Source organism: Brevibacterium sp. S22, from assembly GCF_004745485.1.
In the GTDB taxonomy this organism is placed as follows: Bacteria; Actinomycetota; Actinomycetes; order Actinomycetales; family Brevibacteriaceae; genus Brevibacterium.
This window is the reverse complement of the sequence record NZ_RHFG01000044.1, coordinates 1-23,730: the sequence shown is the minus strand read 5'-3', so window position 1 is coordinate 23,730 and position 23,730 is coordinate 1. Positions and strand designations below refer to the sequence as shown.

General features: G+C 64.1%; 22 protein-coding genes, 1 pseudogene and 2 riboswitches. Of the genes and pseudogenes, 11 read left to right on the top strand and 12 right to left on the bottom strand.

Going from position 1 to position 23,730, the window contains the following annotated elements; all coding sequences use genetic code 11:
* Nucleotides 1-1,074: 1,074 nt before the first annotated feature.
* Complete coding sequence (locus EB835_RS19590) at nucleotides 1,075-1,278, bottom strand: hypothetical protein (RefSeq protein ID WP_018022526.1); 204 nt, start codon at nucleotides 1,276-1,278, stop codon at nucleotides 1,075-1,077.
* A 205-nt stretch (nucleotides 1,279-1,483) separates the two neighbouring features.
* Nucleotides 1,484-1,600: riboswitch (TPP riboswitch) on the top strand.
* Nucleotides 1,601-1,634: 34 nt separating this feature from the next.
* Here EB835_RS19590 and EB835_RS19585 point away from each other — a divergent pair.
* From EB835_RS19585 to EB835_RS19555, 7 genes are all read left to right on the top strand, one after another.
* Nucleotides 1,635-2,108 (top strand): NUDIX hydrolase, encoded by a 474-nt coding sequence (locus EB835_RS19585; protein ID WP_018022527.1) that lies wholly within the window; start codon nucleotides 1,635-1,637, stop codon nucleotides 2,106-2,108.
* The gene (gene thiD / locus EB835_RS19580; RefSeq protein WP_018022528.1) at nucleotides 2,105-2,914 is read left to right on the top strand and encodes a bifunctional hydroxymethylpyrimidine kinase/phosphomethylpyrimidine kinase; all 810 of its coding nucleotides are present in this window, start codon (nucleotides 2,105-2,107) and stop codon (nucleotides 2,912-2,914) included. Before EB835_RS19585 ends, thiD begins: the two co-directional genes overlap by 4 nt.
* 72 nt (nucleotides 2,915-2,986) lie before the next feature.
* On the top strand, nucleotides 2,987-3,457 hold the full coding sequence (locus tag EB835_RS19575; RefSeq protein ID WP_018022529.1) for a nucleoside 2-deoxyribosyltransferase: 471 nt from the start codon (nucleotides 2,987-2,989) through the stop codon (nucleotides 3,455-3,457).
* Nucleotides 3,447-4,454, top strand: a complete 1,008-nt coding sequence (locus EB835_RS19570) for a thymidylate synthase (protein WP_096167725.1) — start codon at nucleotides 3,447-3,449, stop codon at nucleotides 4,452-4,454. The genes EB835_RS19575 and EB835_RS19570 overlap by 11 nt, the downstream gene beginning before the upstream one ends.
* Nucleotides 4,451-5,206, top strand: a complete 756-nt coding sequence (locus EB835_RS19565) for a class I SAM-dependent methyltransferase (protein ID WP_168216801.1) — start codon at nucleotides 4,451-4,453, stop codon at nucleotides 5,204-5,206. Before EB835_RS19570 ends, EB835_RS19565 begins: the two co-directional genes overlap by 4 nt.
* Nucleotides 5,207-5,632, top strand: coding sequence for an NUDIX hydrolase (locus EB835_RS19560; RefSeq protein ID WP_026159443.1), 426 nt, complete (start codon nucleotides 5,207-5,209; stop codon nucleotides 5,630-5,632).
* 135 nt (nucleotides 5,633-5,767) lie between these two features.
* A riboswitch (TPP riboswitch) is annotated at nucleotides 5,768-5,887 on the top strand.
* A gap of 94 nt (nucleotides 5,888-5,981) precedes the next feature.
* The gene (locus EB835_RS19555; protein ID WP_127362572.1) at nucleotides 5,982-6,758 is read left to right on the top strand and encodes a 3-oxoacyl-ACP reductase; all 777 of its coding nucleotides are present in this window, start codon (nucleotides 5,982-5,984) and stop codon (nucleotides 6,756-6,758) included.
* 224 nt (nucleotides 6,759-6,982) lie between these two features.
* Here EB835_RS19555 and EB835_RS19550 read toward each other — a convergent pair whose 3' ends face one another.
* The 7 genes from EB835_RS19550 to EB835_RS19520 all read right to left on the bottom strand — a co-directional run bounded on the left by EB835_RS19550 (nucleotide 6,983) and on the right by EB835_RS19520 (nucleotide 13,535).
* On the bottom strand, nucleotides 6,983-7,744 hold the full coding sequence (locus EB835_RS19550) for an MFS transporter (RefSeq protein ID WP_135811105.1): 762 nt from the start codon (nucleotides 7,742-7,744) through the stop codon (nucleotides 6,983-6,985).
* Nucleotides 7,745-7,808: 64 nt separating this feature from the next.
* Entirely contained in the window at nucleotides 7,809-8,198 is a 390-nt protein-coding gene (locus EB835_RS19545; protein WP_135811104.1) for a DUF6262 family protein, read from the bottom strand.
* Complete coding sequence (locus EB835_RS19540) at nucleotides 8,198-9,670, bottom strand: tyrosine-type recombinase/integrase (RefSeq protein ID WP_240688876.1); 1,473 nt, start codon at nucleotides 9,668-9,670, stop codon at nucleotides 8,198-8,200. Before EB835_RS19540 ends, EB835_RS19545 begins: the two co-directional genes overlap by 1 nt.
* Nucleotides 9,667-10,776 (bottom strand): site-specific integrase, encoded by a 1,110-nt coding sequence (locus tag EB835_RS19535; RefSeq protein WP_168216800.1) that lies wholly within the window; start codon nucleotides 10,774-10,776, stop codon nucleotides 9,667-9,669. Before EB835_RS19535 ends, EB835_RS19540 begins: the two co-directional genes overlap by 4 nt.
* Before the next feature lie 59 nt (nucleotides 10,777-10,835).
* Entirely contained in the window at nucleotides 10,836-12,041 is a 1,206-nt protein-coding gene (locus tag EB835_RS19530; protein WP_135811103.1) for an MFS transporter, read from the bottom strand.
* Nucleotides 12,042-12,055: 14 nt separating this feature from the next.
* Nucleotides 12,056-12,640: a TetR/AcrR family transcriptional regulator gene (locus tag EB835_RS19525; protein WP_135811102.1), complete on the bottom strand. Its 585-nt coding sequence runs from the start codon at nucleotides 12,638-12,640 to the stop codon at nucleotides 12,056-12,058.
* 121 nt (nucleotides 12,641-12,761) lie between these two features.
* A complete protein-coding gene (locus EB835_RS19520) occupies nucleotides 12,762-13,535 on the bottom strand; it encodes an MFS transporter (protein WP_135811101.1) in 774 nt (257 codons plus the stop codon).
* Nucleotides 13,536-13,960: 425 nt separating this feature from the next.
* Here EB835_RS19520 and mobF point away from each other — a divergent pair, with 425 nt between their 5' ends.
* Nucleotides 13,961-16,321 (top strand): MobF family relaxase, encoded by a 2,361-nt coding sequence (mobF, locus tag EB835_RS19515; RefSeq protein WP_240688879.1) that lies wholly within the window; start codon nucleotides 13,961-13,963, stop codon nucleotides 16,319-16,321.
* On the opposite strand, the gene EB835_RS19510 is transcribed toward mobF, so the two are convergent.
* Together EB835_RS19510 and EB835_RS19505 are read right to left on the bottom strand one after the other, a co-directional pair.
* Complete coding sequence (locus EB835_RS19510; RefSeq protein WP_240688878.1) at nucleotides 16,303-17,166, bottom strand: IS3 family transposase; 864 nt, start codon at nucleotides 17,164-17,166, stop codon at nucleotides 16,303-16,305. The two genes, mobF and EB835_RS19510, sit on opposite strands and share 19 nt — an antisense overlap.
* 17 nt (nucleotides 17,167-17,183) lie before the next feature.
* On the bottom strand, nucleotides 17,184-17,471 hold the full coding sequence (locus EB835_RS19505) for a transposase (protein ID WP_135811099.1): 288 nt from the start codon (nucleotides 17,469-17,471) through the stop codon (nucleotides 17,184-17,186).
* 66 nt (nucleotides 17,472-17,537) lie between these two features.
* Here EB835_RS19505 and EB835_RS19500 point away from each other — a divergent pair.
* A pseudogene (locus tag EB835_RS19500) lies at nucleotides 17,538-18,293 on the top strand (MFS transporter); the annotation flags it as partial.
* Nucleotides 18,290-19,294 (top strand): IS481 family transposase, encoded by a 1,005-nt coding sequence (locus EB835_RS19495; protein WP_127362568.1) that lies wholly within the window; start codon nucleotides 18,290-18,292, stop codon nucleotides 19,292-19,294. The pseudogene EB835_RS19500 and the gene EB835_RS19495, both read left to right, overlap by 4 nt.
* Before the next feature lie 329 nt (nucleotides 19,295-19,623).
* On the opposite strand, the gene sigJ is transcribed toward EB835_RS19495, so the two are convergent.
* Nucleotides 19,624-20,547 (bottom strand): RNA polymerase sigma factor SigJ, encoded by a 924-nt coding sequence (sigJ, locus tag EB835_RS19485; protein ID WP_101556088.1) that lies wholly within the window; start codon nucleotides 20,545-20,547, stop codon nucleotides 19,624-19,626.
* A 106-nt stretch (nucleotides 20,548-20,653) separates the two neighbouring features.
* Nucleotides 20,654-22,240 (bottom strand): cytochrome bc1 complex cytochrome b subunit, encoded by a 1,587-nt coding sequence (locus tag EB835_RS19480; protein WP_135811098.1) that lies wholly within the window; start codon nucleotides 22,238-22,240, stop codon nucleotides 20,654-20,656.
* A gap of 521 nt (nucleotides 22,241-22,761) precedes the next feature.
* On the opposite strand from EB835_RS19480, the gene EB835_RS19475 reads away from it, so the two are divergent.
* Nucleotides 22,762-23,592 (top strand): sigma-70 family RNA polymerase sigma factor, encoded by an 831-nt coding sequence (locus tag EB835_RS19475; protein WP_240688877.1) that lies wholly within the window; start codon nucleotides 22,762-22,764, stop codon nucleotides 23,590-23,592.
* The last annotated feature ends 138 nt before the right edge of the window (nucleotides 23,593-23,730 follow it).

Below are 23,730 nucleotides of genomic sequence, written 5' to 3'. Positions count from 1 at the left end.
ATGCCTGCCTGGTGGAGCCACTCCGGTGGCGGAGGTTTTGTTCTGAGTCAACGACCCGGCCGTGCCGGAGGTTTTCAAATGAGGCAACGATGATGGTTACGCGGAGGTTTTCTATGAGTCAACGCGGCATCTAGCCATCCGCGCAGGAGCGAGCTACTATATGTGGATGGTCAGTGCTGTCGTGCCCTTGGAGGCCCCGAAAACGGGGTCGGGCACGGGGGTGCCGATTCGGCGCCCCCGGAGCAGTCACCAGCGGAACGTCACGGTGGTGAAAATTGTGCACCACCGTCAGCCCGCTGTCGTCGTCTCCGGCAGCACGGTTGTGGCAATTTGCCACCACCGTCGACCTGCCCTCGTTCTTGACGGTGGTGCCACGGTGGCACCACGGTCGGCTCGAGCCCACGGGGGTGAAAATTTTCCACCCCCGTGCCCAAGCCAACGGTCCCGCAAATTTTGCAGGACCGTGCCCGCGCCGGGGGCCGGTGAACGGCTCCGGAAATTTTCCGGCCCCGTTGCCCCTGCACGGTTCGCACCTGCGGATGGCATGGTGGTGCCGATTCGGCACCACCATGGCCTGCCCGCGCGAGGCGTACGGCGCCGCCACAGTGGCGGCACCGTGGGCGTCCCCCTGGCACGGTGGGAGGAAATTTCCTCCCACCGTGCCAGGGGTTTCGCCCTGAGAGGTTGGCCTGCGTCGTGATCAACGGGTCCGCCCATTTTGCGGACCCGTTCTCCTCGCCCGGACGTGACCGGGCCGCCCGCACGCTGCTCTCGTTCCGCTCGCCTGTGGCGGTACGTTGAGTGTTCATAGTCCGAGTCCTCGGTCATGTGGCCCCCGCCCCTGGTCTGGTGGACCGAACGGCGGGTCGGGGTCGAGGCGGTGTGCTCGCCGCTGCAACGCCGCTCGCAGCTCGTGATCCAGGGCACCTATCTCGCGCCGTGGGCGGTCTCGGCTTCCTTCCACGCCGCCGGGTCGGTGTAGCCGGGGATGTTGACGAGCACCTCGGTGCCGGGATACGTGTAATGATCCGGCATCACCGTCCACCCCCGCCCGAGACATTGGCCCGCGGCGTGTTACCGGGTGATGCCGTGCTTCGCGTCGATCTGCGCCAGCCGGACGGCGATGGCGTCATCGGCGGACATCTCTCCAGTGAGCACCTTGCGGCCCAGGGCACGGTCGGCGTCAGTCTCCTCTTCGCTAGCCATCCGCTGGCTCGCAGTGACCTGCGCTTCGAGCCGGTCGATCTCGGCCTGTTCCAGGGCCTTCGTCGTCGCCATGACCTGTCCTCCTTCATGCTCGCCCGACACCTTCCATTCTACCGTCCAAGGCCGACACCGACCAGTGACTCCACCCGTGAGACGGGCACTTGCTCCATCGGGCACAGTCGCAGCACTGGATAGGTGCGCAGCCGATCCCAACACCAGCATCCCGCAGCGGGCAATCCGCGCAGGGTGTATCTGTGACGGCATTCTGGTAGATTCGGGTTGCACCGAGGGGTGTCCCGTCAAGGGGCTGAGATACCACTGGACGTTGTCAGCGTGGTGACCCTAGAACCTGATCCGGATCATGCCGGCGAAGGGACTGGTCTAGCAGGGCTTCTTTCCTTCGCTGGCCTCCCCATTAGGAGGTTACAGTGTCCCATTCTGTTGTCGGCCCCGCGACGTCCTCAGTCGAGGTGCGCCCGAGGGTCGCGGTCATTTCCGTCCTCATCAAAGATGACCATGTCCTCTTGGTGCGTCGCGCGAACCCTCCTGATGCAGGATTCTGGGGATTCCCGGGCGGGAAGATCGAATTCGGAGAAACGATCACCAAAGCCGCCGAACGCGAACTCGGTGAAGAAACCAGCATCATCGGTCAGGCGACCGGTGTTTTGACTTCCGTTGACGCGTTCAGCCGAGACGAGACTGGACGGTTGGACAGTCACTACGTGCTTATCGCCGTGCTCTGCCAGTGGCGCTCGGGGCAACCCCACGCTGGCGACGACGCCCTCGAAGCACGCTGGTTCCCCCTCGACGAGGTCGACGAGGCCCGCCTGACTCTGAGCAAGGATGTCGCCGAGGTCGCCCGCTACGCCGCCACACAGCAGCAGAAGGAAGTGCACGCATGACGATCAAGAACGTCCTATCCATCGCAGGCACCGACCCCACTGGCGGGGCGGGCATCCACGCCGATCTCAAAGCCTTCTCAGCGAGGGGCACCTACGGTATGGCCGCGATCACCGCGGTCGTGGCACAGAACACGCGCGGTGTGCGCTCGTTCATGCCCCTTGATCCCTCTTTCGTCGGTGAGCAGATCGATGCAGTGTTCGACGATGTGCGCGTCGACGCGGTAAAGATCGGTATGGTCGCCAACGCCGCGATCGCCGAGGTCATCGCCGAGCGCCTGCAATACCACGAAGCCGAGACCGTGGTCCTTGATCCGGTGATGGTCGCCAAGAGCGGCGACAGGCTGTTGGACGACGATGCGGTCGCAGCCATCCGAGACACGCTCGTGCCACTGGCCACGATCATCACCCCGAACCTTCCCGAAGCCGCCGTGCTCCTCGACACCACAGATGTCACCCGCTTGGGGCAGATGGAGGACCAGGCCACCGGGCTGCGTGGCCTTGGCTGTCAGTGGGCGCTACTCAAAGGCGGGCATCTCACGAACGAGACGGTCAGTGTCGACTACCTCGCCGGCCCCGACGGGATCTCCACCTACACCTCTCCCAGGATCGAAACCCTCAACGACCACGGCACCGGCTGCACCTTGTCCTCGGCGATCACCGCACTGCTGCCTGACCACACCGTGCCCGAAAGCGTTGAACGGGCGAAGACCTACCTGCACGGCGCTCTCGTTGCCAGCGACCGCCTCGACGTCGGCCAAGGTCACGGTCCCCTGCATCACTTCCACCAGCTCTGGCCGCGCGGGTAGGGATGCAGAACAGCCCCTCCTCGTTCCGATCGGTAGAGCTAACCACTTCGACTCATGAAAGGAGCCGTGACGATGACGCGAAAGATGTTTCTCGCCGGCCCGTTCAAAGCTCTCGTCGACGCCGACACCCATGTGATGGGCGACGCCGCGATCGACAAGTACACCTCGATCATCGACTTCTTCGAAACCCAGGGGTGGGATGTGCACTGCGCCCACCGCAGAGAGCACTGGGGCCGTGAGTTCATGGAACCCAGCGAATGCACACGCATCGACTACACGGAGATCGCCGCCTGCGACGTCTTCGTCGCGTTCCCCGGCGCACCGGCATCCCCGGGCACGCACATCGAGATCGGGTGGGCCTCCGCCTGGAACAAACCCATCGTCTTACTCCTCGACGAGGGAGCCGAGTACGCGTTCCTCGTCCGAGGCCTCTCAGCGGTCGCCGACGTCCAGATGATCACCATCGATCCCGAGCAGCCCACCGGACCACGCATCCTCACCGCGATCGAGCACGCGCAGGCAGGAGCCGTCAGTGAAGCCTGAGTATCCCGACCTCCACACGCTCTACCTGGATTCCCTGCGACAGGTCTACACCGGGTTCGAATACCAGAACAGTCCCCGCGGGCAGGACGAACGCGAAATCATCGGCTACACCGCACGCCTGACCAACCCGGCCCGGCGGTACTGCTTGGCCAGGTCTCGTCGGCAGAACATCATCTTCAACTACGCCGAAGCACTGTGGTACCTCTCAGGGAAGAACGACCTCGACTTCATCCGCACCTACGCACCCTCGATGAGCCGGTACAGTCCCGACGGCCTCAGCCTGCCGGGCACCGGGTATGGTCCCAAACTGCTCAGACACGTCGGCGACGAGACTGCGATCGAACGAATCGTGAACACCCTCCGCGAGGATGACCCTGCGAGCAAGCGTGCCGTTCTGCAGATCTTCGACGACTCCGAAGACATCTACCGCCGCAACATCGACGTCTCCTGCACGCTGGCTCTCCAGCTGTTGCGCCGTGAGGACCGTCTGCACATGGTCGCGTTCATGCGCGCCAACGACGCGTACATGGGACTGCTCAACGACACGTTCTCCTTCACGTTCATCCAAGAATTTCTCGCCTCGATGCTGGGCCTGACCCCGGGTGTGTACATCCACAACGTCGGCTCGATCCACATCTACGAAAAAGACCTCACCAAGGTGCACACCCTCCTCGGCGGCGATGATCAGACGATCGTGGAGGAACCCAGCACTCTTCCACGGCTGCCCTCGGGGGCGAGCCTGGACCAGGTGCACCAGGTCCTCGCCCTGGAGAAGTCGATCCGTGCAGACGAGCTCCCAGGCCGCGCACTGGCGACCCTTGATCTTCCGGAAGCGTGGGTCGACATTGTCCGCCTGTTCTGGATCCACCGGCAACTCCAATACCAACGACCAGTCGACCCATCGATTATCGGCGACCTCCATCCCCTCCACCGGGAGCTGGTCGTGAGCCGATGGCCCAGCATCGAAAACGCGCGTGTGAGGGCGGTGCAGCAGTGACGACATCATGGACGACTCCGGCAGTCTCAGCAGGGTTCGATGCCTATGACGACTATGTCGAAAACCGACTGGCTTATACCCCGCTCGTCAATGACCTCCAAACTGCTTGCGGCCGAGGGGGGATCGTGCTCGATTATGGGTGCGGCAGCGGAAAAGTCTCACGACGCCTCCTCGACGCCGGAGCCGCAGCACAGGTCGTCGGAGTCGACATCAGCACCGACATGGTCACCCTCGCCCGGGCGCAGACCCCGCAACCGGCCGCGCGATTCCACACCATCGACAGCGGCCACGTTCCCTACCCGGATGACACATTCGATGCGATCGTGTGCTGCTTCGTATTCATCAACGTGCCCACACGCGAGGAACTGAGAGCGATCGCCCGCGAGCTCGCCCGAGTGCTTACACCGACCGGCAGACTCTTCATCGTCGATAGCAACCCGGCGGCCACAGGAGTACCGTTCCCGACCTTCCGCAGCGGCGAGCCCGGCAGAGGCTACCGTGACGGAGACGAACGCAAGGTCAGCTTGCAGATCCCCGGCACCGGGATCCTCGAGCTTGTCGACCGGCACTGGTTCATCAGCACCTACGAGGCGGTGCTGACCGAGGCCGGCTTCACAGTCGACAAGGTCACCGACCGCGGAGCACAAACCGTAGAGGACGTCGGCTCCCAGGCACCTATCGACCATCCACCGTTCATGCAGATCACAGCCCACCTCCAAGACCACTCCGAGTCGACGATCGGGGCGGGGTAGATGACGCGCGACGCTTCCTACCCGAAGCCGGCGACGCTGGCGGCAGTGGTCCGAAAAGGACGTGTACTCCTTATCCGGCGTGCCCACATGCCCGACGCCGAGCGCTGGGCATTCCCCGGGGGCAAGATCGAACCCGGCGAGACCCTGACCGCCGCGACCGCGCGCGAACTCGCCGAGGAAACAGGAGTCCTCGCCACACCCGGTGATGTCTTCGATGCTGTCGACGTCATCGATGCCGACCACAATCTGCATTACGTCCTGATCGCAGTGCTCTGCCGATGGGAACGAGGGGAACCGGTCCCGGACGATGACGCACTCGAAGCGGCATGGTTCACCCTCGAGGAAATGGCTGCGATACCGGTCGCGGAAACATTCAACGTCCGCGCTATCGCCCAAACCGCGCTCGAGCTGGAACGCAAGCAATAGGAACACTCAAGAAGCCAGAATGCCCATTTGCCGGATAGCACGTAGTGATATCAGGTGTTCTATGACAGCGATTCCAGTAACGAAGAATCAGGCCGTCCGAAGCTTGTGGAGAGTGTGGTTTCCGTGATGTGATGGTGGCGTGACACGGGGCGCCGCCCGTTCCAGCTTTCGAGCACGGGACGTGGTCGGCTGAGATGACACCCGTTGAACCTGATCCAGTTAGCACTGGCGAAGGGAATGTCCGGACTTTCACCCGCCGACAATGTTGGCGGTGTCAGCGCACCGAAGAGCAACTTTCGCTCTTCGGTGCGCACGGGTTGCCTTCGCCTCGATATCGAGAGGCATACACATGGCACACACTATTCTCCCCCTCACCGAGCAGATCGTCCTCGTCACCGGCGGCGCCCGCGGACTCCGAGCTGCGATCACTCGCGCGTTCCTGGCCCAGGGTGCGCGAGTGGTCATCGACTACCACACCTCCCAGGACGCCGCGGAGGACCTCGCCGCCGCCCACCCCGGAAAGGCGATCGCAATCCGGGCTGATGTCCGCGACCGCGCCCAGGTCGATGCCCTCGTCGCTGAGGCCGCCGATCGCTTTGGCGGTCCGATCACCACGGTCGTGAACAACGCGCTGGCTGACTTCTCCTTCAACGGCGACGCCCGCTCCCACGCGGACCAGATCTCCTACGAGGAGATCACCGCACAGTTCACCGGCTCCGTGCATGGGCCTCTCAACGTCATCCAGGCCACCCTTCCCGGCATGGTCGAGGCGGGCTTCGGCCGGATCGTCAACATCGGTACGAACCTCTTCCAGCACCCCGTCGTGCCCTACCACGACTACACCGCGGCGAAAGCAGCGCTGCTGTCCCTGACACGCACCTTCGCCGACGATCTCGGCCCGCAGGCCATCACGGTGAACATGGTCTCCGGGGGGCTGCTGCTGACCACCGACGCCTCGGCGGCGACCCCTGAGGCGGTCTTCGAGGGCATCGCCGCGGGCACCCCGCTGCGGGCGGTGACGACGCCGGATCAGCTCGCCGACCCAGTCGTATTCTTCGCTTCCCCGTGGGCCAGGGGTGTGACGGGTCAGAACCTCATCGTCGACGGCGGACTCGTCAAGGGGTGAGCGGCGTGGAAGGCAAGCAGGCCCACTTCAACCTCTTCATCCACGGTGTCGGTCATCGCAGCGCGGCCTGGTGGTCACCGCCACGTCGTGCAGCGCAACGACCGACTGCGCCTCGTCCCTGAACACCGTGACCACGCCTCTCTCATCTCACTCTTCGTTTAAGCAGAGCCCCTGCAGAAGCCCCGTTCATTCCCTTGACGGACACGCCGTCAACACCCTTCGGTCTAGATTTCTGGGGCGCTCTTCTCTCCGTGGGCTCGGAGCATGCCGAAGGCGACGAGGCCCGCCGCGAGCACGGTCAGAGCGATTCCGCCCCAGGTGACCGCGAGTCGGAACTCCGCGGTCTGCTCGGTCGGCCAGGCCGATGCGGTGAGGTGCCCGGTGAAGATGGCGGCGAGGAAGGTTCCGCTCAGGGCGATGCCCACGGCGGTTGCGAACTCGCCGGCTGTATCGGCCAGGGCCGCGCCGACGGTGGTCCGGTCTTCTGGAACTCCTTTCATGACGTTGGTTCCCGCGACGACGCCGACGACCCGCATTCCCGCCGCGACGAGCACGAGGGCCACAGCGATCCAGACGTATCCGACGCGTCCCAGAAGCGCGTAGACGGCCAGGCCCACGACGACGGCAGAGGCGCTGAGCCAGGCCGCTCGATCGAGTCCGAGCTTGTCGACGAGGATCGAGATGACGGCGCCGCCGGCGACGAGGACGATCACTTGCGGAAGCATGCCCAGTGCTGCCTGGGCGGGCGTCCATCCCCAGTCGAGCTGGAGCTGAAGTGCAACGAGGTACCCGATACCTGCGACGGCGAGGTTGGCTGCGCCTTTGAAGGCCAGTCCGCTGGACACGAGCGGGCTCGCGATCAGCTGCAGGTCCAGCAGGGGGTATTGGAACGAGCGCTCGCGCCAGGCGAATGCTGCCGCGAAAGCGATGTTATCTGGGGTGCGATGCGGGGTGACCGTGACGTCCAGCACGAGGCTGCCGGGCATCGGGAGTGTTCCTGGTGGACATGGTTACCTTGGGCTGTCCATCAAGCGGCTCGGGGCCGGCCCGTCATTGATCCGGGTTCGATGTCCGTAGTCGACCGAGGGCGTGTTCCAGTTGCTTCCGGAGTCGCTGGTTCTCGGCGGCGAGGTCGCGGACGCGCGCGTTGGCGACTTCGAGGCGGCGTAGCAAGGATGCATCGGTCGAACGTTGGGACGCAGGCACCGGTGCGCCGGATCTGCCTCGTTGGAGGTCGCGCAGCCGTCGGATTTCAGCGCGGATGTCCTCCTGCGTGTAGAGCCAGGAGCGTGAGACCTGCGCCTTCTGGGCGACGATCTGGAAGGTGACCGCGCCGCCCTCGCGGTCGAGGTCGCGAAGAGTCTGGGTGGCTTTGGCGCGGGTGGTTTCGTGGCGCCGCTGGGCGGCGGCGGTCAGGTGGTGGCTCTTGTCGGCATGCATCAAGTGTTCGCCTCGTCGTCCGGGTCGTCTTCCAGCGTGGTGATGATCTGGTCGAGGTTTCCCAGGACCTGCTGGTTCATCTCGGCCAGTCGTTGCTGGCCGCGGGCTTCGGCGGCGGTGATGATCTGCACGACCTGCTGGCGATGCTGGCGGTGCTCGGGCAGGAACTCGGAGGTGGTGATGAACATCGGGCAGCTCAGGCACGCGTTCGCGTGCGGGCAGGACTGCTGGACCGGCAGTCCGCAGAAGCCGTTGGGCAGGGCCTGGGTCGCTCGTCCCACTCGCTGCTTGGCCCAGGCCGCCTCGGCCAGGGGTCCGTCCGGGTCGAGGGTGACCGTCTCGCCCTTGATGTTGACCTTCCGTGCGGCTTCCCAGTGCCGGCGGATCGTGGTGTCACTGAGCCGGGCGTAGTGGGCGGTCATGACGTGGGAGTCGTGGTCGAGAATCCGTCGGACGATTTCTTGGGGGACGTCGCGGTTGATCAGCCGGGTGCCCAGGGTGTGGCGGAAGCTGTGCGGGACGACGCGAACGGGCTGACCATGCTCGTCACGGACATCGCAGCGCTTGAGCCAGCGGTGTAGCGCCTTGCGGTAGACCCCGTCACCCATCGGCTCGCGGCCATCTTCATTGCGGGTGACTCGAGGGAACAACACCGCCGCACCACCCGGCCATTGCTCCTGGAGGCGGCGTCGCTGCGCAGTGATTACCTCGGCGAGATCAGCGTCGATCGGCACCAGGGCCTCGCGCTTCATCTTGTGGTTGAGGTACCGCAGGTACGGTGCCCCCTCACCGTCGTAGATGATGCAGTCAGCCGGCAGACGGACGGTGTCGGTGATGCGCAGCCCGCACTCCATCAAGATCAGCGTGATCAGCTCGTAGCTGGGGTTGTTCCACTTGGCGAGGTTGTCCGGGTTCTCCAGCTGAGCCATCACGGTTTCGCTGAGCGCACGGGGCAGCCGTGCACCCTCCTTGGGAAAGTCCTCACTGAAGAACATCACCGTCGAAGGCAGGGAGCCATCCCAGCCGTGCTGTCGGATGCCGGTGAAGAACAGGTTCAGCTGACCGATCAGGTTGCGATGTTTCGCGGTGCCCGAGCACCGGGCGTGCAGGTGAGCGAGGTAGCACTCCAACAGCTCTCGGTCCAGTTCCCCCAGCCCCTGGAGGGCAGGTACCGCCTCGGCGAGGAATTCGCCGAACCACGCGATCGCCCGGTTGCCGGTGGAAACGCTGACCGCCCCGAGGCCCGAAGCCAGACGCCACCGAGCCCAGCGTTTCGCCAGGGCCTTGAGCCAGGGCTGTGGGATGCCCTCGAAGGTGATCCGGGCGAGCTGGCGGTCCTGGATGCCGAGCTCACGTAGCTGCCAGACATCGTTGCCGTACTGGGTGTCCCAGCTGTTGTTCTGGCGGGGCGCCCGGCCCCGGCGCCCTGGCCGCGGTGACCGTTCAGACGACAGCGGGATTGGTTCGCTCATAGCCGTACGTCTCGGCCGGTGAACCAGCCCGCTTCCTCCAGCGACTTGCGGGCGTCCTCGGCGCTCAGGTGCCCATAGACGGCGGCGGTGGTGGTGATGTCGGCGTGGCCAAGGAGCTTGGAGACCACCTCGATCGGCACCCCGTCGCGCAGCATCCGGGTCGCGGCGGTGTGGCGGCACCAGTGCGGATCGAAGTCGACCCCGGTGCGCCGCCGCAGCCGCTTCACCAGGTCATAGACGGCTGTGTAGGTCAAGGGGTGGCCGTGGGGCCGGCCCCAGAGATTGACGAAGACGTAGTCGGAGTCCAGATCGCCGTACTCCAGGTGCAGGTAGTCGGCGTAGAGCCGGACCAGCTCCGCGCTGACCGGCACCGTCCGCGGGCTGCGTGACTTGGAGCGGGCACCATTGTCATTGACCCGCGGCCGGACCATGATTTGGGTCTCGGCTGCAGCGATGTCCTCGTGCCGCAGGCCCAGCGCCTCCCCGATCCGCATCCCGGTGTCGAACAGCACCGCGAGGAGGAACCGGTCCCGCAGATGGTCACAGGCATCGAGGATGGTCTGTGCCTCGGTGGCGGTGAGCACGCGCGGGAGTTTGCGCTCCGCGCTCAGGACGATGGCTCGCCGCGGCTGCGGCTTGCCCTTGCTGATGTGGTGCAAGAACGGCTTCCACCTCGCCCCCCGGCCCCCGGCTGGGTGCCACGTCCTCAGCAGCTCTCCGAGGTCGATGCCGTGGCGCGCGGCGTGCTGGTAGAACGCGCTGAGTGCGGAGAGCTTTCGGTTGACCGTGGACTCGGTGCAGTGGCGCTCCACCGACGGCAGGACCCGGACCGTCCCGTCGCGTAGCTGCGGTGGGCGGCGCAGCCAGGCGACGAACTCGGCGACGTTCTCCAGCCGCACCTCGCGCCAGTCCATGTCCTGGGTACCGAGGAAGACGAACCAGTCCTTCAGGTCGTGGGCGTAGGCCTTGACCGTGTTCGGTGATCGCTCGATCTGGGTCAAGTACGCCAGGTACCGCTCGATCGGAGCCACCGGGGCGCCATCATCGGCCAGCACCGTCCACGACTCCACGATATCGAGCGGGGAGAGCACACGCTGGACAAACACCAGATCATGCCTCAGCTCGGGCAGGACCGGCCTGCACGTGGTCGGCTCGGCCTGCGTGTTCAGGCATCCTGCTCGTCCTGGCGGTTGGCAGGTGCGGTAGCGGGCAGTCGGATCAGGGATGCCGTGCCGAGTAGGGCCAGGGCGATGGCTGCGATGATCATCGCGGTAGTGAACCCAGCCTGTTGGACACCGAATCCCGTGAGCAACGGCCCGCCGGCGAGGCCTGCGGCGTAGGCCAGGTTGTACAGCGAGTAGGACCCACCCAGAGTTGGCGGGGAGGAGCGGAAGCCTTGTTCGCTGATCATGGTCGTCGCCGGTGCCAGCAGCAGAGCTGAGGAGACTCCGAGCAGGACCATGCCGATGCTGGTCTGCCAGAGTCCGCTTGCGAACCCGATCACAATGAGAGCCGCGGCGACGGTGATGACACCGAGGCCGATCAGGAGCCGAGGCGGCGCGGTGGTCACGTAATAGCCCACGATCGGGTTGGCGATGATCGCCGCCAGGGCAGCGAGACCGAAGAGCAATCCGATCGTCAGCGAGCTGGCTCCCAAGTACACCGGCAGGACCGGCTCGACGCCGGAGAGTACAGCCGCACCGACCGCGACAGCGATCACGATCGAGATCGATCCCGGGACGCGCAGTACAGCAAGAGGCCCACCCACGTCGTCGGTGACTCGAGGAGAGCCCTTGACCAGGACGATGCGCAACACCCCGTCGACCAGGGCGATGGCGGCTGCGAAGAGGAACGGGGATGCGGTGCCGAAGCGCTCGACGAGGAAGCCCGCCAGAGGCGGCCCCAGCAGCACACCCAGAGTGAGTGAGGAGATGGCGATACCCATAGCCTGTCCTCGCTTGTCGAAGCTGGTGGTCGCGGCGATCAGCGACAGCGCCGCCACCCAAGACATGGCGCCGGCGATACCTTGGGCGAGCCGGGCCACCAACAGCAGCCAGTATGGACCGCCGGTCGCGAACAACAGTGTCGCGGTGGCCAGCCCAACCAGGCCGATGAGCAGCGGAGTCTTGGGGCCGTGACGATCGACGATGCGTCCAGCGAACAGGGTGGAGATGACCATCGCCACCGCGTAGGAAGAGAACAGCACTCCGGTGGCTGCCGGACCAGCCTCGACCACCGCGGGCAGCAACGGCAGGACGGGCACGGCAAGACCGTGGACGAGCATATCGGTGAACACCGCTGCTGATCCGACGATCAGCGCCCGCCCGGGAGTGGTCTCTCGCACGACCGAGGCAGAGTCGAATGTAGTCATGTGCGTACGTCTTTCTAGGAGAACAACCCCTTGACTAGCGCCGCGATCGCGGCGTCGAGGTGTTCGGGCTGCGGAAGGTCATTGGGTCGGGTCACCGCGGTCACGGTGAACCCTTGAAGGAGCACCAGAACCAGACCTGCGGCTGTTTCCGGTGGTACCGGCACGTCGGCGTCATCACGTAAGGTCGCGGCGATCTGATCGCGCCAGGCGTCCAGCGCTTCGTGCTTGCGGCTGCTGTCATCGAGCGCCTGCGGAGCGACCAGGACCGTAGTGGAAGCCAGCGCACGGAACCGCTCATCGCTACGCAGCAACGTCACGTACTCAGCCAGCAAGTCGCTCAGCCGGTCCTCGGCAGTGGATAGCGCTGCCTCTTGGGCGAACAGCCGGTCCCCGTACTCCGACCAGCCCCACTCCAGGGCTTCGGCCAGTAGCTCGGACTTGCTTCGGAAGTGATGGTTCACAGCACCACGTGTGACACCGGCACGCTCAGCCACACGCTCGAACGTCGCCCCCTGCCACCCCTTCTCCTCGAAGGACATCAGGGCCGCCTCCAGCAGCGCCACGCGGGTCTTCGCCGCATCCTCGGCCGATCGCTTCATACATACACGCTAACACGTATGTAACCAACACCCAAGGCCACATGGGTGAAATCTTCGACGACAGCCTCGTCATAGACACCGTCCACGACACAGAACCGAAGATCACGTCAAGGTGCGGGCCTTACGACTCCAGATAACGGTCGGTCGCGGCCACCCCGGCCCAGGGGAACCAGGTGTCTGCGCCCACTTCGACGAAGAGGGCGGGGGCGAGCAATGCGGATGCGATGGCCGCGGTGCCCAGGATGGCTCCCCAGATATCGACAGGATCGCGGTGAAGCTCTTCTGGCCCGTCGGCGGGAATGCCTTTGCGGATCGCGATGAAGGCGATGGCTGCGATCGGCACGTTGACCAGCAGCAGGGTCTGCCACGGTGCGATGGCGAGGACGAAGCCGCCGGCGATCGGGCCGACGGCAAGGCCGATGAGTCCTACGGTGGAGATCACCGTCATCGCGCGTACCCGGAGGCGGTCATCGGCGAAGAGCCGGAACGCGAGAGCCAGGGAGCCCGGCGTGGTCATCGCGGCGGCCACCGCCATCGCCGCGCGAACGGCGATGAGCTGCCCGGCAGTGGCCACGAAGGCTGTCGCGAGACTCGTCATCCCGAGCAGCACGAGCCCGGCCAGCATCATCTTGCGTCGGCCGATGCGGTCGGCGACGGCGCTGAGCGCGAGCATCAATCCGCCGAACACGACGGAGTACACGCCAGTCACCCATTGCAATGCGGTGGCGGTGGCCTGTAGTTCCCGGCCGATGGTGGGCAAGGCGACATTGAGGATCGAGTTGTCGAGCATCTCGAACAGGAACACGGCCGACAGCCCGGCCAGCGCGATCCACGCGTCCTTCAGCGTGTGAGGCGGCTGCGCGGCCTCGGACTGGTGGCTGGGACGACGAATCATGGGTCACTCCTTCTCGGTGAAGAAGTGACGGGCCGTTCGTCCCGTGTGTGCTCGTGCGCTCTGTAGAGAGCCTCGTCTTCAACAGCGACGCACGTTTTTACTTCCGATGATCCCAGACTACCACTCGAGCGACACGCGTTTCAGGAGGCGAGCCTCCCCGCCCCTTCCTCCTGGTCCTAGTGTCTGTTCGACCTCGCCACAGTCTCAACACTCGTCTCCGCCCTCACCCTGACTCCTCCATACCGGATCGCTGGACCACCCAGAGCTGTCTCGACTCATCGGCTCCAGCCCGGCAACTCACCCTCGCGATGGCCTCCCCGATCAGCCCCGCCGCCTGAAGACACAAATAAATGGACGCATGTTACCTGCGGTAGTGCCCGCGCACCTTCCTCACGAAGCGACTCGTGAGGAAGGCGGTGACCGGCATGAAAGGCGGCGTGACCCTCTTCCGCGGGCCGGGCACTGCCGCCCGCCGGTACCTCGAATCCGACCGGTCCACCGCGGATGACTACTACCTCGAAGGCGGCACGGCGCTGGCGGACTTCACCATCACCAACGCCGCCGGTGAGGTCGTCGCGAACACCGGGCTGGACCCGGAGCAGTACGCGGGCTGGGTGGACTGGGTCCATCCGCTGACCGGGGAGCGGATGGGAATCCCGCGTGAGGCTGGCGAGATCCGGAAGGGCTCGCCGCGGTTCGCGGAGATGGTCGTCAACACCCCCAAGTCCCTGTCGATCGCTGCCGCCCTGCACCCGGAGGTCTCCGATGCCCTCGATGCCGCGCAGCAGGATGCGGTGGCCGAGATTCGGCGGTGGCTGGCCCAGCACGCCTACACGCGGGTTGGCCCGCGCGGGGAGCAGGAAATCATCCCGGCGGAGTCGGTGCAGACGGTGGCCGTGGTGCATCGCACCAGTCGTGCCGGTGATCCGCACCGGCATGTGCACTTCCAGATCGGCACTCGCGTGCCCGCCGCGGGCAAGTGGCGTGCCCTCGATACTGCGGTCCTGTTCAAGCAACAGGGTGCGATCCGTGCACTCGGCGCTGCGGTGATCGCCGCGCACCCGCACCTGGCTGCAACCCTGGACGCTCACGGCCTCACCCTCGACCCCGTCACCGGGGAGGTCACGGAGCTGGAGACGTTCAACCCGGTGATGAGCAAGCGTGCCCATCAGGTCGAACGCAACCTGAAGCGGTTGGAGGCCGAGCGGGAGTCCGCGCATCCCGGCGAGGAGGCCGGCCCCGTCGTCCGCGCGCGGCTGCTGCACAAGGCGTGGGCGCATGAGCGGCCGAACAAGAAACCGTCCGACCTCGGCGACGAAGATGCTTGGAAGCAAGAGCTGGTCGAGGCCGGTTACAACCCCGAGACCCTCACCCGTGCACCAGCACCCGAGCGGGTGTCCGTCGATGACCTCAGCGTGCAGGAAGTCGCCAACCGTGCCCTCGACCGCAGTGCGGCGGGTGGGTCGACGTGGACGGTGCACACCATCCGCGAGCACGTCACCCGCATCACCACCGACCACGGCGCGCAAGCGACACCTACGGAGTTGCGCGAGTTCGTGCAACTCGCCACCGATCTCGCAATAGGGGATTGCTTCTCCGTGCTGCCGCCCGGTGCCGTGCACCCCGAGCATGTTGCACACCTCACCAGTCTGCGGGTGGTGGAGGCCGAGACGCAGTTGCGTGACCGGCTCGAAGTGCAGGCACCGAACCGCGAGCCGCCCCGTCCCGACCTGACCGAGCTCGCCGCCGAGCACGGCCTCGATGCCGGGCAGGCCGAGGCTGCGGCCGCGGTCGCCTCCCCTGACCCGCTCGTCGTGGTTGAAGGGGCCGCCGGGTCCGGGAAGACCACCATGCTCGCCACCGCCATCGAAGCCCTCGACCACGACGGACGGTCGGTGCGGGTGGTCACCCCGACGAAGAAGGCCGCCCAAGTCGCAGCCGAGACCCTAAAGGTGCCAGCCGACAGTGTGGCTGCGCTCGTGTACGCGCACGGGTTCAGGTGGAACGACGACGGCGTCTGGACCCGCCTCAAGCCCGGCGACACCGACCCCACCACGGGCCAGACCTATATGGGTCCGCCGCAGGGTGCTCGGTTGGTGCGGGGTGAGCGGGTGATCGTGGACGAAGCAGGGATGCTCGACCAGGACACCGCGCTGGCCCTCCTCACCATCGTCCGCGAGTCTCGGGCGTCGGTGGCGCTGGTCGGCGACCGTGCCCAGCTGCCCGCGGTCGGGCGTGGCGGGGTGCTCGATATGGCCGCGCACATCCGCGGGGCAACTGTGGATATGAGCGAGCTGCACCGCTTCGACGACGAACACTATGCGGCCTTGACGTTGCGGATGCGCGACGGGAAGAACCCTGCGGCGATCTTCGACCAGTTGCACTCGCTCGGCTTGGTCCGGCTGCATGCCGACGATGACGCGCTGCGCGAGCACATCGCCGAGCACACGGCCCGCGAGGATGCTGTGACCGTGGCGACCAACGACGAGGCCACCGTCCTGAACGAGCGCATCCGCACCGTCCGCGTCGAAGCTGGCGAGGTCGACGACACCCGTACCGTGACCGGTTCTGATGGTCTGGCGATCGGTGTGGGTGATCTGGTGCAGGCGCGGCAGAATGATGCCGAGCTGCGGGTCGCGAACCGGCAGACCTTCACCATCCAAAGCGTCGACGAGGACGGTGCGGTCCACGCGATCGAGACCGGCACCGACCGCAAACACAGCGTCACGGTTGCCTGGGCGGCGGGACTGAAAGTAGACACCGAAAATCATGCTGCTCGGGTGTAGATCCAACTCTCGACGATCTCGGCGGGCGTGCGGTACCCGAGCGCGGAATGTATCCGTTGCCGATTGTAGTACAGCTCGATCCAACTAGCGATATCGGCAATCGCCCGTCGGCGGGTGGGATACACCACGCGATGAACCCGCTCGACTTTCAGGGTCGAGTTGAACGACTCCGCCCACGCGTTGTCGTAGCAGATGCCAGTACGGCCCACGGAACGGACTATACCGTAAGCCTCACAAAATAGCGCGAACTCATTTGACATGTACTGCGTGCCGCGGTCCGAATGGAAGATTGTCTCGCCAGGTGTAGTAAAGCCGTTCTTGGCTGCCATCTCGAGAGCATCCGTGACGAGGGTCGTTCGCATATTATCTGCCATTGCGTATCCGACAACCATCTTCGAATGGCAGTCGAGAACGGTCGCCAGATATAACCAACCCTGCCAGGTGGGGATATAGGTGATGTCTCCGACGAGCTTCGCGCCGAGGCGGTCCGACGTGAAGTCGCGGCGCAACAGGTCGGGTAGGTCATCTGCGTCTGCGGCGGGGATCGTCGTGCGGGGCCCGCCTGCCTTGACCTGGCAGGCCACCAGGCCGAGCTCTCGCATGATGCTGCGAACGGTCTGCTCGTCGATCGGGTGACCCTGCCGGTGGAGCTCTGCCGCGATGCGCCGGTATCCGTACGTGCCGGCGTGGGCAGTGAAGATCTCCTCCACCAAGTGCGCCATATCCGCGCGCCAGTGAGCAGTCGCAGAGAGAGGCCGATTCCGCCACCCGTAGTACCCGGAGCGCGACACTTCACTCCAGCCGCACATTTTGCCGATAGGAAAGTTGCCTTCTTCGGAGAAGATCAGCCCGTAACGCTCGCTTACGGCTGCTCCTTCGCGAAGAAGGCTGCCGCTTTTTTTAGGAACTCCCGCTCCATCCTGAGGTCTCGAACCTCGCGTCGGAGCCGATCAAGCTCCTCGCGATCTGCTTCACCGAGCGGCGTCTCGGTAATAGGGTTCTCCGCCCGATGCTTCTTCACCCATTGCCGGAGCGTCTCTGGATTCACACCATGTCGCCGTGCGACTTCGGAGACGATTTCTCCGTCGGCGACCACAGAACGCACAAGCTGCTCTCGCAGACTCTGGGAATACTTGCTAGGTCTCGCCATCTCACTGAACCTCCATACTGGATTGTAACTTTGGTCCAGTGTCTACGATCAACCCCTCACGCCAGTGTTCCCGCGGGGGCTCTACTTGGCACGGCGCTGGGATGGCGGGCCACGTTCTGGGCGGTAGCCTTCCTGTGCGTTCCTGCTGCAATCGGCATCCTCACCGGGATCCGTCCACAGCCGAGAGACACGCAGGACGAAGCCAACGATGGCCTGTCTCTCGCCTTCGAGTTGGCGCAGCTCCGCGTGCCCCGTCTTTTCACGGCGATGCTGCTCGCTGCGCTGGTCAATGGCGGGACTTTCGCCGCGTTTACGTTCCTCGCGCCGGTCGTGACCGGGACAGCGGGTCTGGGCCAGGTGTGGGTACCGGTGGCTCTGGTGTTGTTCGGCATCGGGTCCTTCATGGGAGTCAGCATTGCCGGGCGACTGTCTGACCAGCACCCGCGAACGCTCCTCGTTGTGGCCGCGCCGCTCCTGTTAGTTGGGTGGCTGTTGCTCGCGGTGCTTGCTGGGCACTCCGTGCCGCTGCTCGTCCTGGTGTTCCTGCTGGGAATGCTGGCATTCGCTGTGGGAAGCACCATGATCGCTCGCGTGCTCTACGCAGCATCGGAAGCGCCCACCATGGGTGGTTCCTACGCGACTGCCGCTCTCAACATCGGGGCCGCTGCTGGTCCGGCGCTCGGAGCGGTAGCGCTCGAGAGCTCGAGCAACCTTGGTCCCGTGTGGGCAGCGACCGCGCTGACCGCTCTCGCACTCCTCGTGATGCTGCCCACGCTGCGCATGATCGCCCCGCGGGTACGGAATGTGGAGGCTGCCAAGTGACGCACGCTAATGCTCCGTTGAGCCTTGAAGGTCGACGCCGGCTCGTGAATCGGTGCCTGACCCGGCCGATCGCGCACGTAGCTGCCGAGATGGGCATCTCACGCGCGTGCGCTTCGAAGTGGGTCAACCGGTGGAGACGCCATGGCGAAGCCGGGCTCCAAGACCGTGCTTCGACGCCCCACCACAGCAGTACCGCGACAGCCGCCTGTGTCATCCAACAGATCGAGGTCTGGCGGCGAGAGCACAAGTGGTCCGCCCAGCGCATTGCCTACGAGCTCGCCGAGCTGGACGTCAGGATCAACCGGCGTACCGTCAGCCGACACCTGAGCCGGCTCGGCCTTGGCCGACGCCGGTTCATCGACCCTGGCGGCGACACCAATCGCAAGCCAGGGAAGATCACCGCCCGCTGGCCCGGCCATATGGTGCACCTCGACGTGAAGAAGGTCGGCCGAATCCCTGACGGTGGCGGCTGGCGCATTCATGGGCGCAACAGCGACCAGGCTAGGACTGCGGGTCGCGCGAAGTCAGCTGGGGCGAAGCGGGGGTACACCTACCTGCACTCCGCCGTCGACGGATTCTCCCGACTCTCGTACACCGAGCCGCTGACCGACGAGAAGGGACCCACGGCGGCAGCGTTCCTCGCCCGAGCTAAGGCCTGGTTCGCCGCTCACGGGATCTCGCACATCCACCGCGTCATCACCGATAACGGTGCGTGCTACCGCTCGGCCGACTTCGCTCGAATCGTCGGCAACCGCACGCGACACCAGAAGACCAGGCCCTACACGCCCCGACACAACGGGAAGGTGGAGCGCTACCAGCGAATCCTGGCCGAGGAACTGCTATACGCCCGAGAGTTCGAGAGCGAAGAAGCCCGCGACACCGCGATCGGAATCTGGAATATCCACTACAACTACCACCGCCCCCATAGTGGAGCGGGCGGACATCCCCCAGCATCTCGGCTCCGTGCTGGCGTCACCAACGTCTGGCCCTCATACATCTAGGAGGCAGGCGGCTTGCCCCAGATGCGCCGCTTGGTCAGGTGCCACGCCCCGCACGACGGGCACTCATAGATCCGCAACGGACCGGCATAACGCGAGCGGCGCAACGCGACCCGCGCGGCGTCACCATAGTCTCCGTACTGACGTTTGCCGGTATCGAGACACAGTGCGCGGCTCTGAACGGCATGGTGCTTCTTCCGTCTGCGATGTCGGGCCATGTGCATCTCATTTTACAATTGAAGTACTCGTTTCCAGTCGCGCAGGGCTCCATGGAGATCTGAGAGAAGTGCGGCCTTGCGAACATTCTGGCGTCTGAGGACCGTGTACGCTCCTCACTCCCACGCTGCTAGCTTTTCCGGATTCCGCACGGCCCAGATATGATCCACCATTCCAGAACTCACATTCACAGAAATGACTGCGACGATCTTCCCCTCGGAGGTCGCCACCAGGCCAGCCTCTCCGTTGACAACCTGTTCCTCGATATGGAGGCCCGGTTGGCGGCCAAACGCGCCAATGAAGAAACGAGCCACTTCCTCCGGGCCATACAACGGCTCCAAAGCAGCAGAAACGAGCCCGCCACCATCGGTGACCGCCGTGACATTGGGGTCCAGCAACTTAATAAGCCCCCCAATGTCGCCTTCGCTCCAAGCGTTCTTGAATGAACGGACGACGGCAGCATGCTCTTCACTCGGCACGGCAATCTGGCGCGAATCTCGAATCCGCTTTCGTGCGGAAGACGCCAACTGACGGCAAGCTACCGGTGATCTTCCGACAATCTCAGCGACCTCTGCAAAAGTGAATCGAAAGACGTCATGCAGAACGAAAGCCACGCGTTCAGCTGGCGTCATCGACTCCAGCACGACTAAGAGGGCCATCGAGACGGACTCGTCCATACTTACTCGATCTGCTGGGTCGATCGAAGCTTGAGATGAGCTGCTTGTCCAGGCACTTGGATCGGGGATAGGTTCAGGGAGCCACTCGCCGACGTAAAGCTCTCGACGAACGCGCGCACTGCCGAGAAGATCGAAACAGATTCGGCTCGCGGTCGTAATTAGCCAAGCGCGTGGCGATCGCACGTCCTCGCGAGCAGAATCCTCAAGCCGATACCAGCGAATGTACGTGTCTTGAACAGCGTCTTCAGCATCGCTGAGCGACCCGAGGAGTCGATAGCACAGGCCGAGTAGGATACTGCGCTCTTCGACGGCGTCCCCAAGGCTCGGCGGCTCAGTCACAGCCGACTCAGTGGCGTCCGGCATGATCCCTCCTCCTCGCCACCGGCCAGCTCGAGCAGGCAAGGCGGCTCTTGATTGAGACTATACAGCGGGGGCAGACCACCCCCTACAGGTAAGACGAAGCACACGATCAGAGTGTGAGGTCTGCTCCACCAGAACGTCGAGCGGTGTCATCGCGCACAGGAGAACCGTCAGTCCGGGGGTTCTCAGAGGATTCCGTCGCTTGTGGCTCAGCAGATGAGTGACCGCGAAGCTCCCGAACCTCGTCAGGCGAAGGCGGAACGACACGATCCTCAAAGAACCTGCGAGAGAAGAACGCTCGCACCCTCTCCCTGATTCGAATCCGCCCAGACTCATCTGGCCGCGGATGCAGTGGAGAGGGAGACTCATAGTTGACAAGCTCCCATCGTTGGAACTCATCAACCGGTGCGTGTATCTCCTGGTATTCGCCGCTCGGTAGACGCACGATCCTCCCCGTTTCGAAACCGTGCAGTGCGATCTCCTTGTCCTTTCTCTGCAGGCCGAGGCAGATCCGTCGAGCGATACTGAAGCCAACGATGGGTCCGAGGAACAGTGACACCTGGAGCGCAAGAATGACGTCCTCGTTGCTGAGAGAAAAGTGCAAAGCGATGACGTCAGAACCGGCAGCTATCCATAGAACCGCGTAGAAGACGATTGCGGCAATGCCTATACCGGTACGTGCGGGTGCATTCCTGGGGCGGACCAGCAGATGATGATCGCGTTTATCGGCGGAAATCCACGATTCGATAAATGGGTACAGGATTGCAGCGACGAAGAACAACCCACATACGGCGACGGGAACGAGGATCGCAAGAGTGAGCGTATAGCCACTCAAGACGATCTCCCATCCTGGCGGTACGAGTCGCTGCGCCCCGTCCAGGAACGCGACAAACCAGAGAGCGCCGCCCCCGGCCGAAGCATTACCTGGGTCAGCGGGGCCATAGGTCCAGATCGGATTGATCGTCACAGTGGCGGCGATGAGGAACAGGATTCCAGACACCATGAGCATCAGACCGAATCGCTTGACTGTGGCGGGGGCGAGCGATTTCCCGACCACGTTGTTCTCGGACCTCCCTGGCAAAGGGAACTGAGTGGGCTTGTGACGGAATGTTTGAAAAGCGATGACAAGACCGAATAGGGCGATCAGTGCCGGAAGGATGAGGACGTGCATCGGGTACACCGTTGCTATCGCTCCGGATGGAAAGCTGCCTTGAAAGAAGAGTGATGAAAGAGTCGTACCAATCACTGGTATGGCCTTTAGGACGCCGTCGAGGACTGCAAGACTGCTGCCTGAGAGCATGTCATCCGGAAGGAAGTGCCCTGTCAGTCCCGCCATCATCGCCGTCATGAGGCAGCCGAACAGAGCTATCCAAGCTATTTCCCGCGGCTTGCGAAGCTCGGCGGTAAAGAAGACTCGCAAGATCTGAAGAATCAGAGCTGCGATCATGAGCGATGCGCTCCAGGAATGCAGTTGGCGCATGAGCAACCCACCGCGGACCTCAAAGGACAGCTCCATGGTCGATGTGAATGCTCGCGAGGCTTCTACACCTCGTAACGGCTCATATGGGCCTTGGTACGTGACTGTTTCGACTGACGGGTCATAGAAGAACATCAGGAAGACGCCCGACAACATGCAGACGATGAATGACGCCAGGGCGATATGAATAAAGAAGAACGACCAATGATCGGGAAACACCCTGGTCCTAAGCTTTGCCAGCCAAGTGCTTGCTCCGACTCGCTTGTCTATCCAACTGCCGACCCGGTCGACGGCTCTCGTTCTCGGCGAATGTTCGCGTGGCACAAGTATCCCTTTCGTTGGCCCGTGGCACTTCAGCTGACCAACTAAGAGACGACGCGGCGCTGCGATCTGTGAGGCGGGACTCCCGCACTTCAGCGACTAAGGCGAGTCGCAACGCAGCCGGAGCGGGCGGTCCCGGGCCTCGGACTGCGACCGGCGGGACTGGCCCTTAGCACCGTCCTTGACCTGGTCCGTAGGGAGGCTTCGAAGCGACCGTCCCCCACCCAATGCCGCCGCGGGGAGCCGCGATGACCAGCGCACCTGACGTTTTGAACCGCTGCTCCGTCGAAGTGTTACCAGAGTCACACCAGACGGACCACACCGCCGAAGGAGCCCGCACATGCAGACAGTAGTCCCGCATACCGCCAAGGATCAGACCACACCCGACTTCGGGTACGACGGAAGCACGAGTGATCGCCATGGTTCCCCGTGACAGCCACACCGAATCCGCCAGGTCTTTCCTCGAAGTCGTACAAGGCGAGCGGCTTCGCCTACTGTCCGTCGCCTACAACCTGCTCGGATCAGCATCTGACGCAGAAGACGCAGTACAAGAGGCCTATCTCCGCTGGTACCGCCAACCGCCGTCAGAGCGGAATGCGATCAAGACGCCGGGAGCTTGGCTCACCAAAGTCGTTACCCGAATTTTCCTCGACCAACTACGGTCGGCCCGCAAACGACGCGAATTATACGTTGGCGAGTGGCTTCCCGAGCCGATCCCTGCCTTCGATGTCAGAGTTGCCGAACCTTCGGGGACCACATCCGCCGACCCTGCCGACCGCATATCACTTGATGAGTCGGTTTCCATGGCGCTCCTGATCGTCCTCGACAAGATGTCACCCGCCGAACGCGTCAGCTTCGTCCTGCATGACGTGTTCCAATACTCCTTCGCCGAGATCGCGGAAATCGTCGGGCGTACCCCTCATGCGTGCCGCCAACTCGCTTCGTCAGCGAGGAAACGAGCAAAGAGCGCCACCTCTGGACGCGTCGAACAGGACGAACATCGGCGTGTTAACCAAGCTTTCAAAGAGGCATGGCAGCAAGGCAGTCTCACGAAGCTTCTTAACGTACTCGATCCGAGCGTTACCGCCGTCACAGATGGGGGGGGAATCGTGAGCGCAGCAATTGACCCAATGGTCGGTGCAGAGCAAGTCGCCGCCTTCTTCAAGGCAGTCATGATCAAGCAACCGGGACTGATGCAGGGTTTGGTGACATCTAATCTGGCTTGTACACAAGCAAGCCTGGAAGGATAGACACCATGCCACAGCCCTACCCACAAGAATTCCGCGATGACGTCGTCCGCGTCGTGATGGGCCGCGACAAGAACACAACAATTGCCCAGATCGCCAAGGACTTCGGCGTCCACGAAGCCACCATCACCAAATGGGTCC

What these genes read in the sequence shown, in the direction of transcription:
- EB835_RS19540 (WP_240688876.1), bottom strand. Translation starts at nt 9,670, where the DNA reads ATGAGCGAACCAATCCCGCTGTCGTCTGAACGGTCACCGCGGCCAGGG.
- EB835_RS19545 (WP_135811104.1), bottom strand. Translation starts at nt 8,198, where the DNA reads ATGCATGCCGACAAGAGCCACCACCTGACCGCCGCCGCCCAGCGGCGC.
- EB835_RS19575 (WP_018022529.1), top strand. Translation starts at nt 2,987, where the DNA reads ATGACGCGAAAGATGTTTCTCGCCGGCCCGTTCAAAGCTCTCGTCGAC.
- EB835_RS19550 (WP_135811105.1), bottom strand. Translation starts at nt 7,744, where the DNA reads ATGCCCGGCAGCCTCGTGCTGGACGTCACGGTCACCCCGCATCGCACC.
- EB835_RS19505 (WP_135811099.1), bottom strand. Translation starts at nt 17,471, where the DNA reads ATGGCGAGACCTAGCAAGTATTCCCAGAGTCTGCGAGAGCAGCTTGTG.
- EB835_RS19555 (WP_127362572.1), top strand. Translation starts at nt 5,982, where the DNA reads ATGGCACACACTATTCTCCCCCTCACCGAGCAGATCGTCCTCGTCACC.
- EB835_RS19560 (WP_026159443.1), top strand. Translation starts at nt 5,207, where the DNA reads ATGACGCGCGACGCTTCCTACCCGAAGCCGGCGACGCTGGCGGCAGTG.
- EB835_RS19590 (WP_018022526.1), bottom strand. Translation starts at nt 1,278, where the DNA reads ATGGCGACGACGAAGGCCCTGGAACAGGCCGAGATCGACCGGCTCGAA.
- EB835_RS19530 (WP_135811103.1), bottom strand. Translation starts at nt 12,041, where the DNA reads ATGACTACATTCGACTCTGCCTCGGTCGTGCGAGAGACCACTCCCGGG.
- EB835_RS19475 (WP_240688877.1), top strand. Translation starts at nt 22,762, where the DNA reads ATGGTTCCCCGTGACAGCCACACCGAATCCGCCAGGTCTTTCCTCGAA.
- EB835_RS19520 (WP_135811101.1), bottom strand. Translation starts at nt 13,535, where the DNA reads ATGATTCGTCGTCCCAGCCACCAGTCCGAGGCCGCGCAGCCGCCTCAC.
- EB835_RS19525 (WP_135811102.1), bottom strand. Translation starts at nt 12,640, where the DNA reads ATGAAGCGATCGGCCGAGGATGCGGCGAAGACCCGCGTGGCGCTGCTG.
- thiD (WP_018022528.1), top strand. Translation starts at nt 2,105, where the DNA reads ATGACGATCAAGAACGTCCTATCCATCGCAGGCACCGACCCCACTGGC.
- sigJ (WP_101556088.1), bottom strand. Translation starts at nt 20,547, where the DNA reads ATGCCGGACGCCACTGAGTCGGCTGTGACTGAGCCGCCGAGCCTTGGG.
- mobF (WP_240688879.1), top strand. Translation starts at nt 13,961, where the DNA reads ATGAAAGGCGGCGTGACCCTCTTCCGCGGGCCGGGCACTGCCGCCCGC.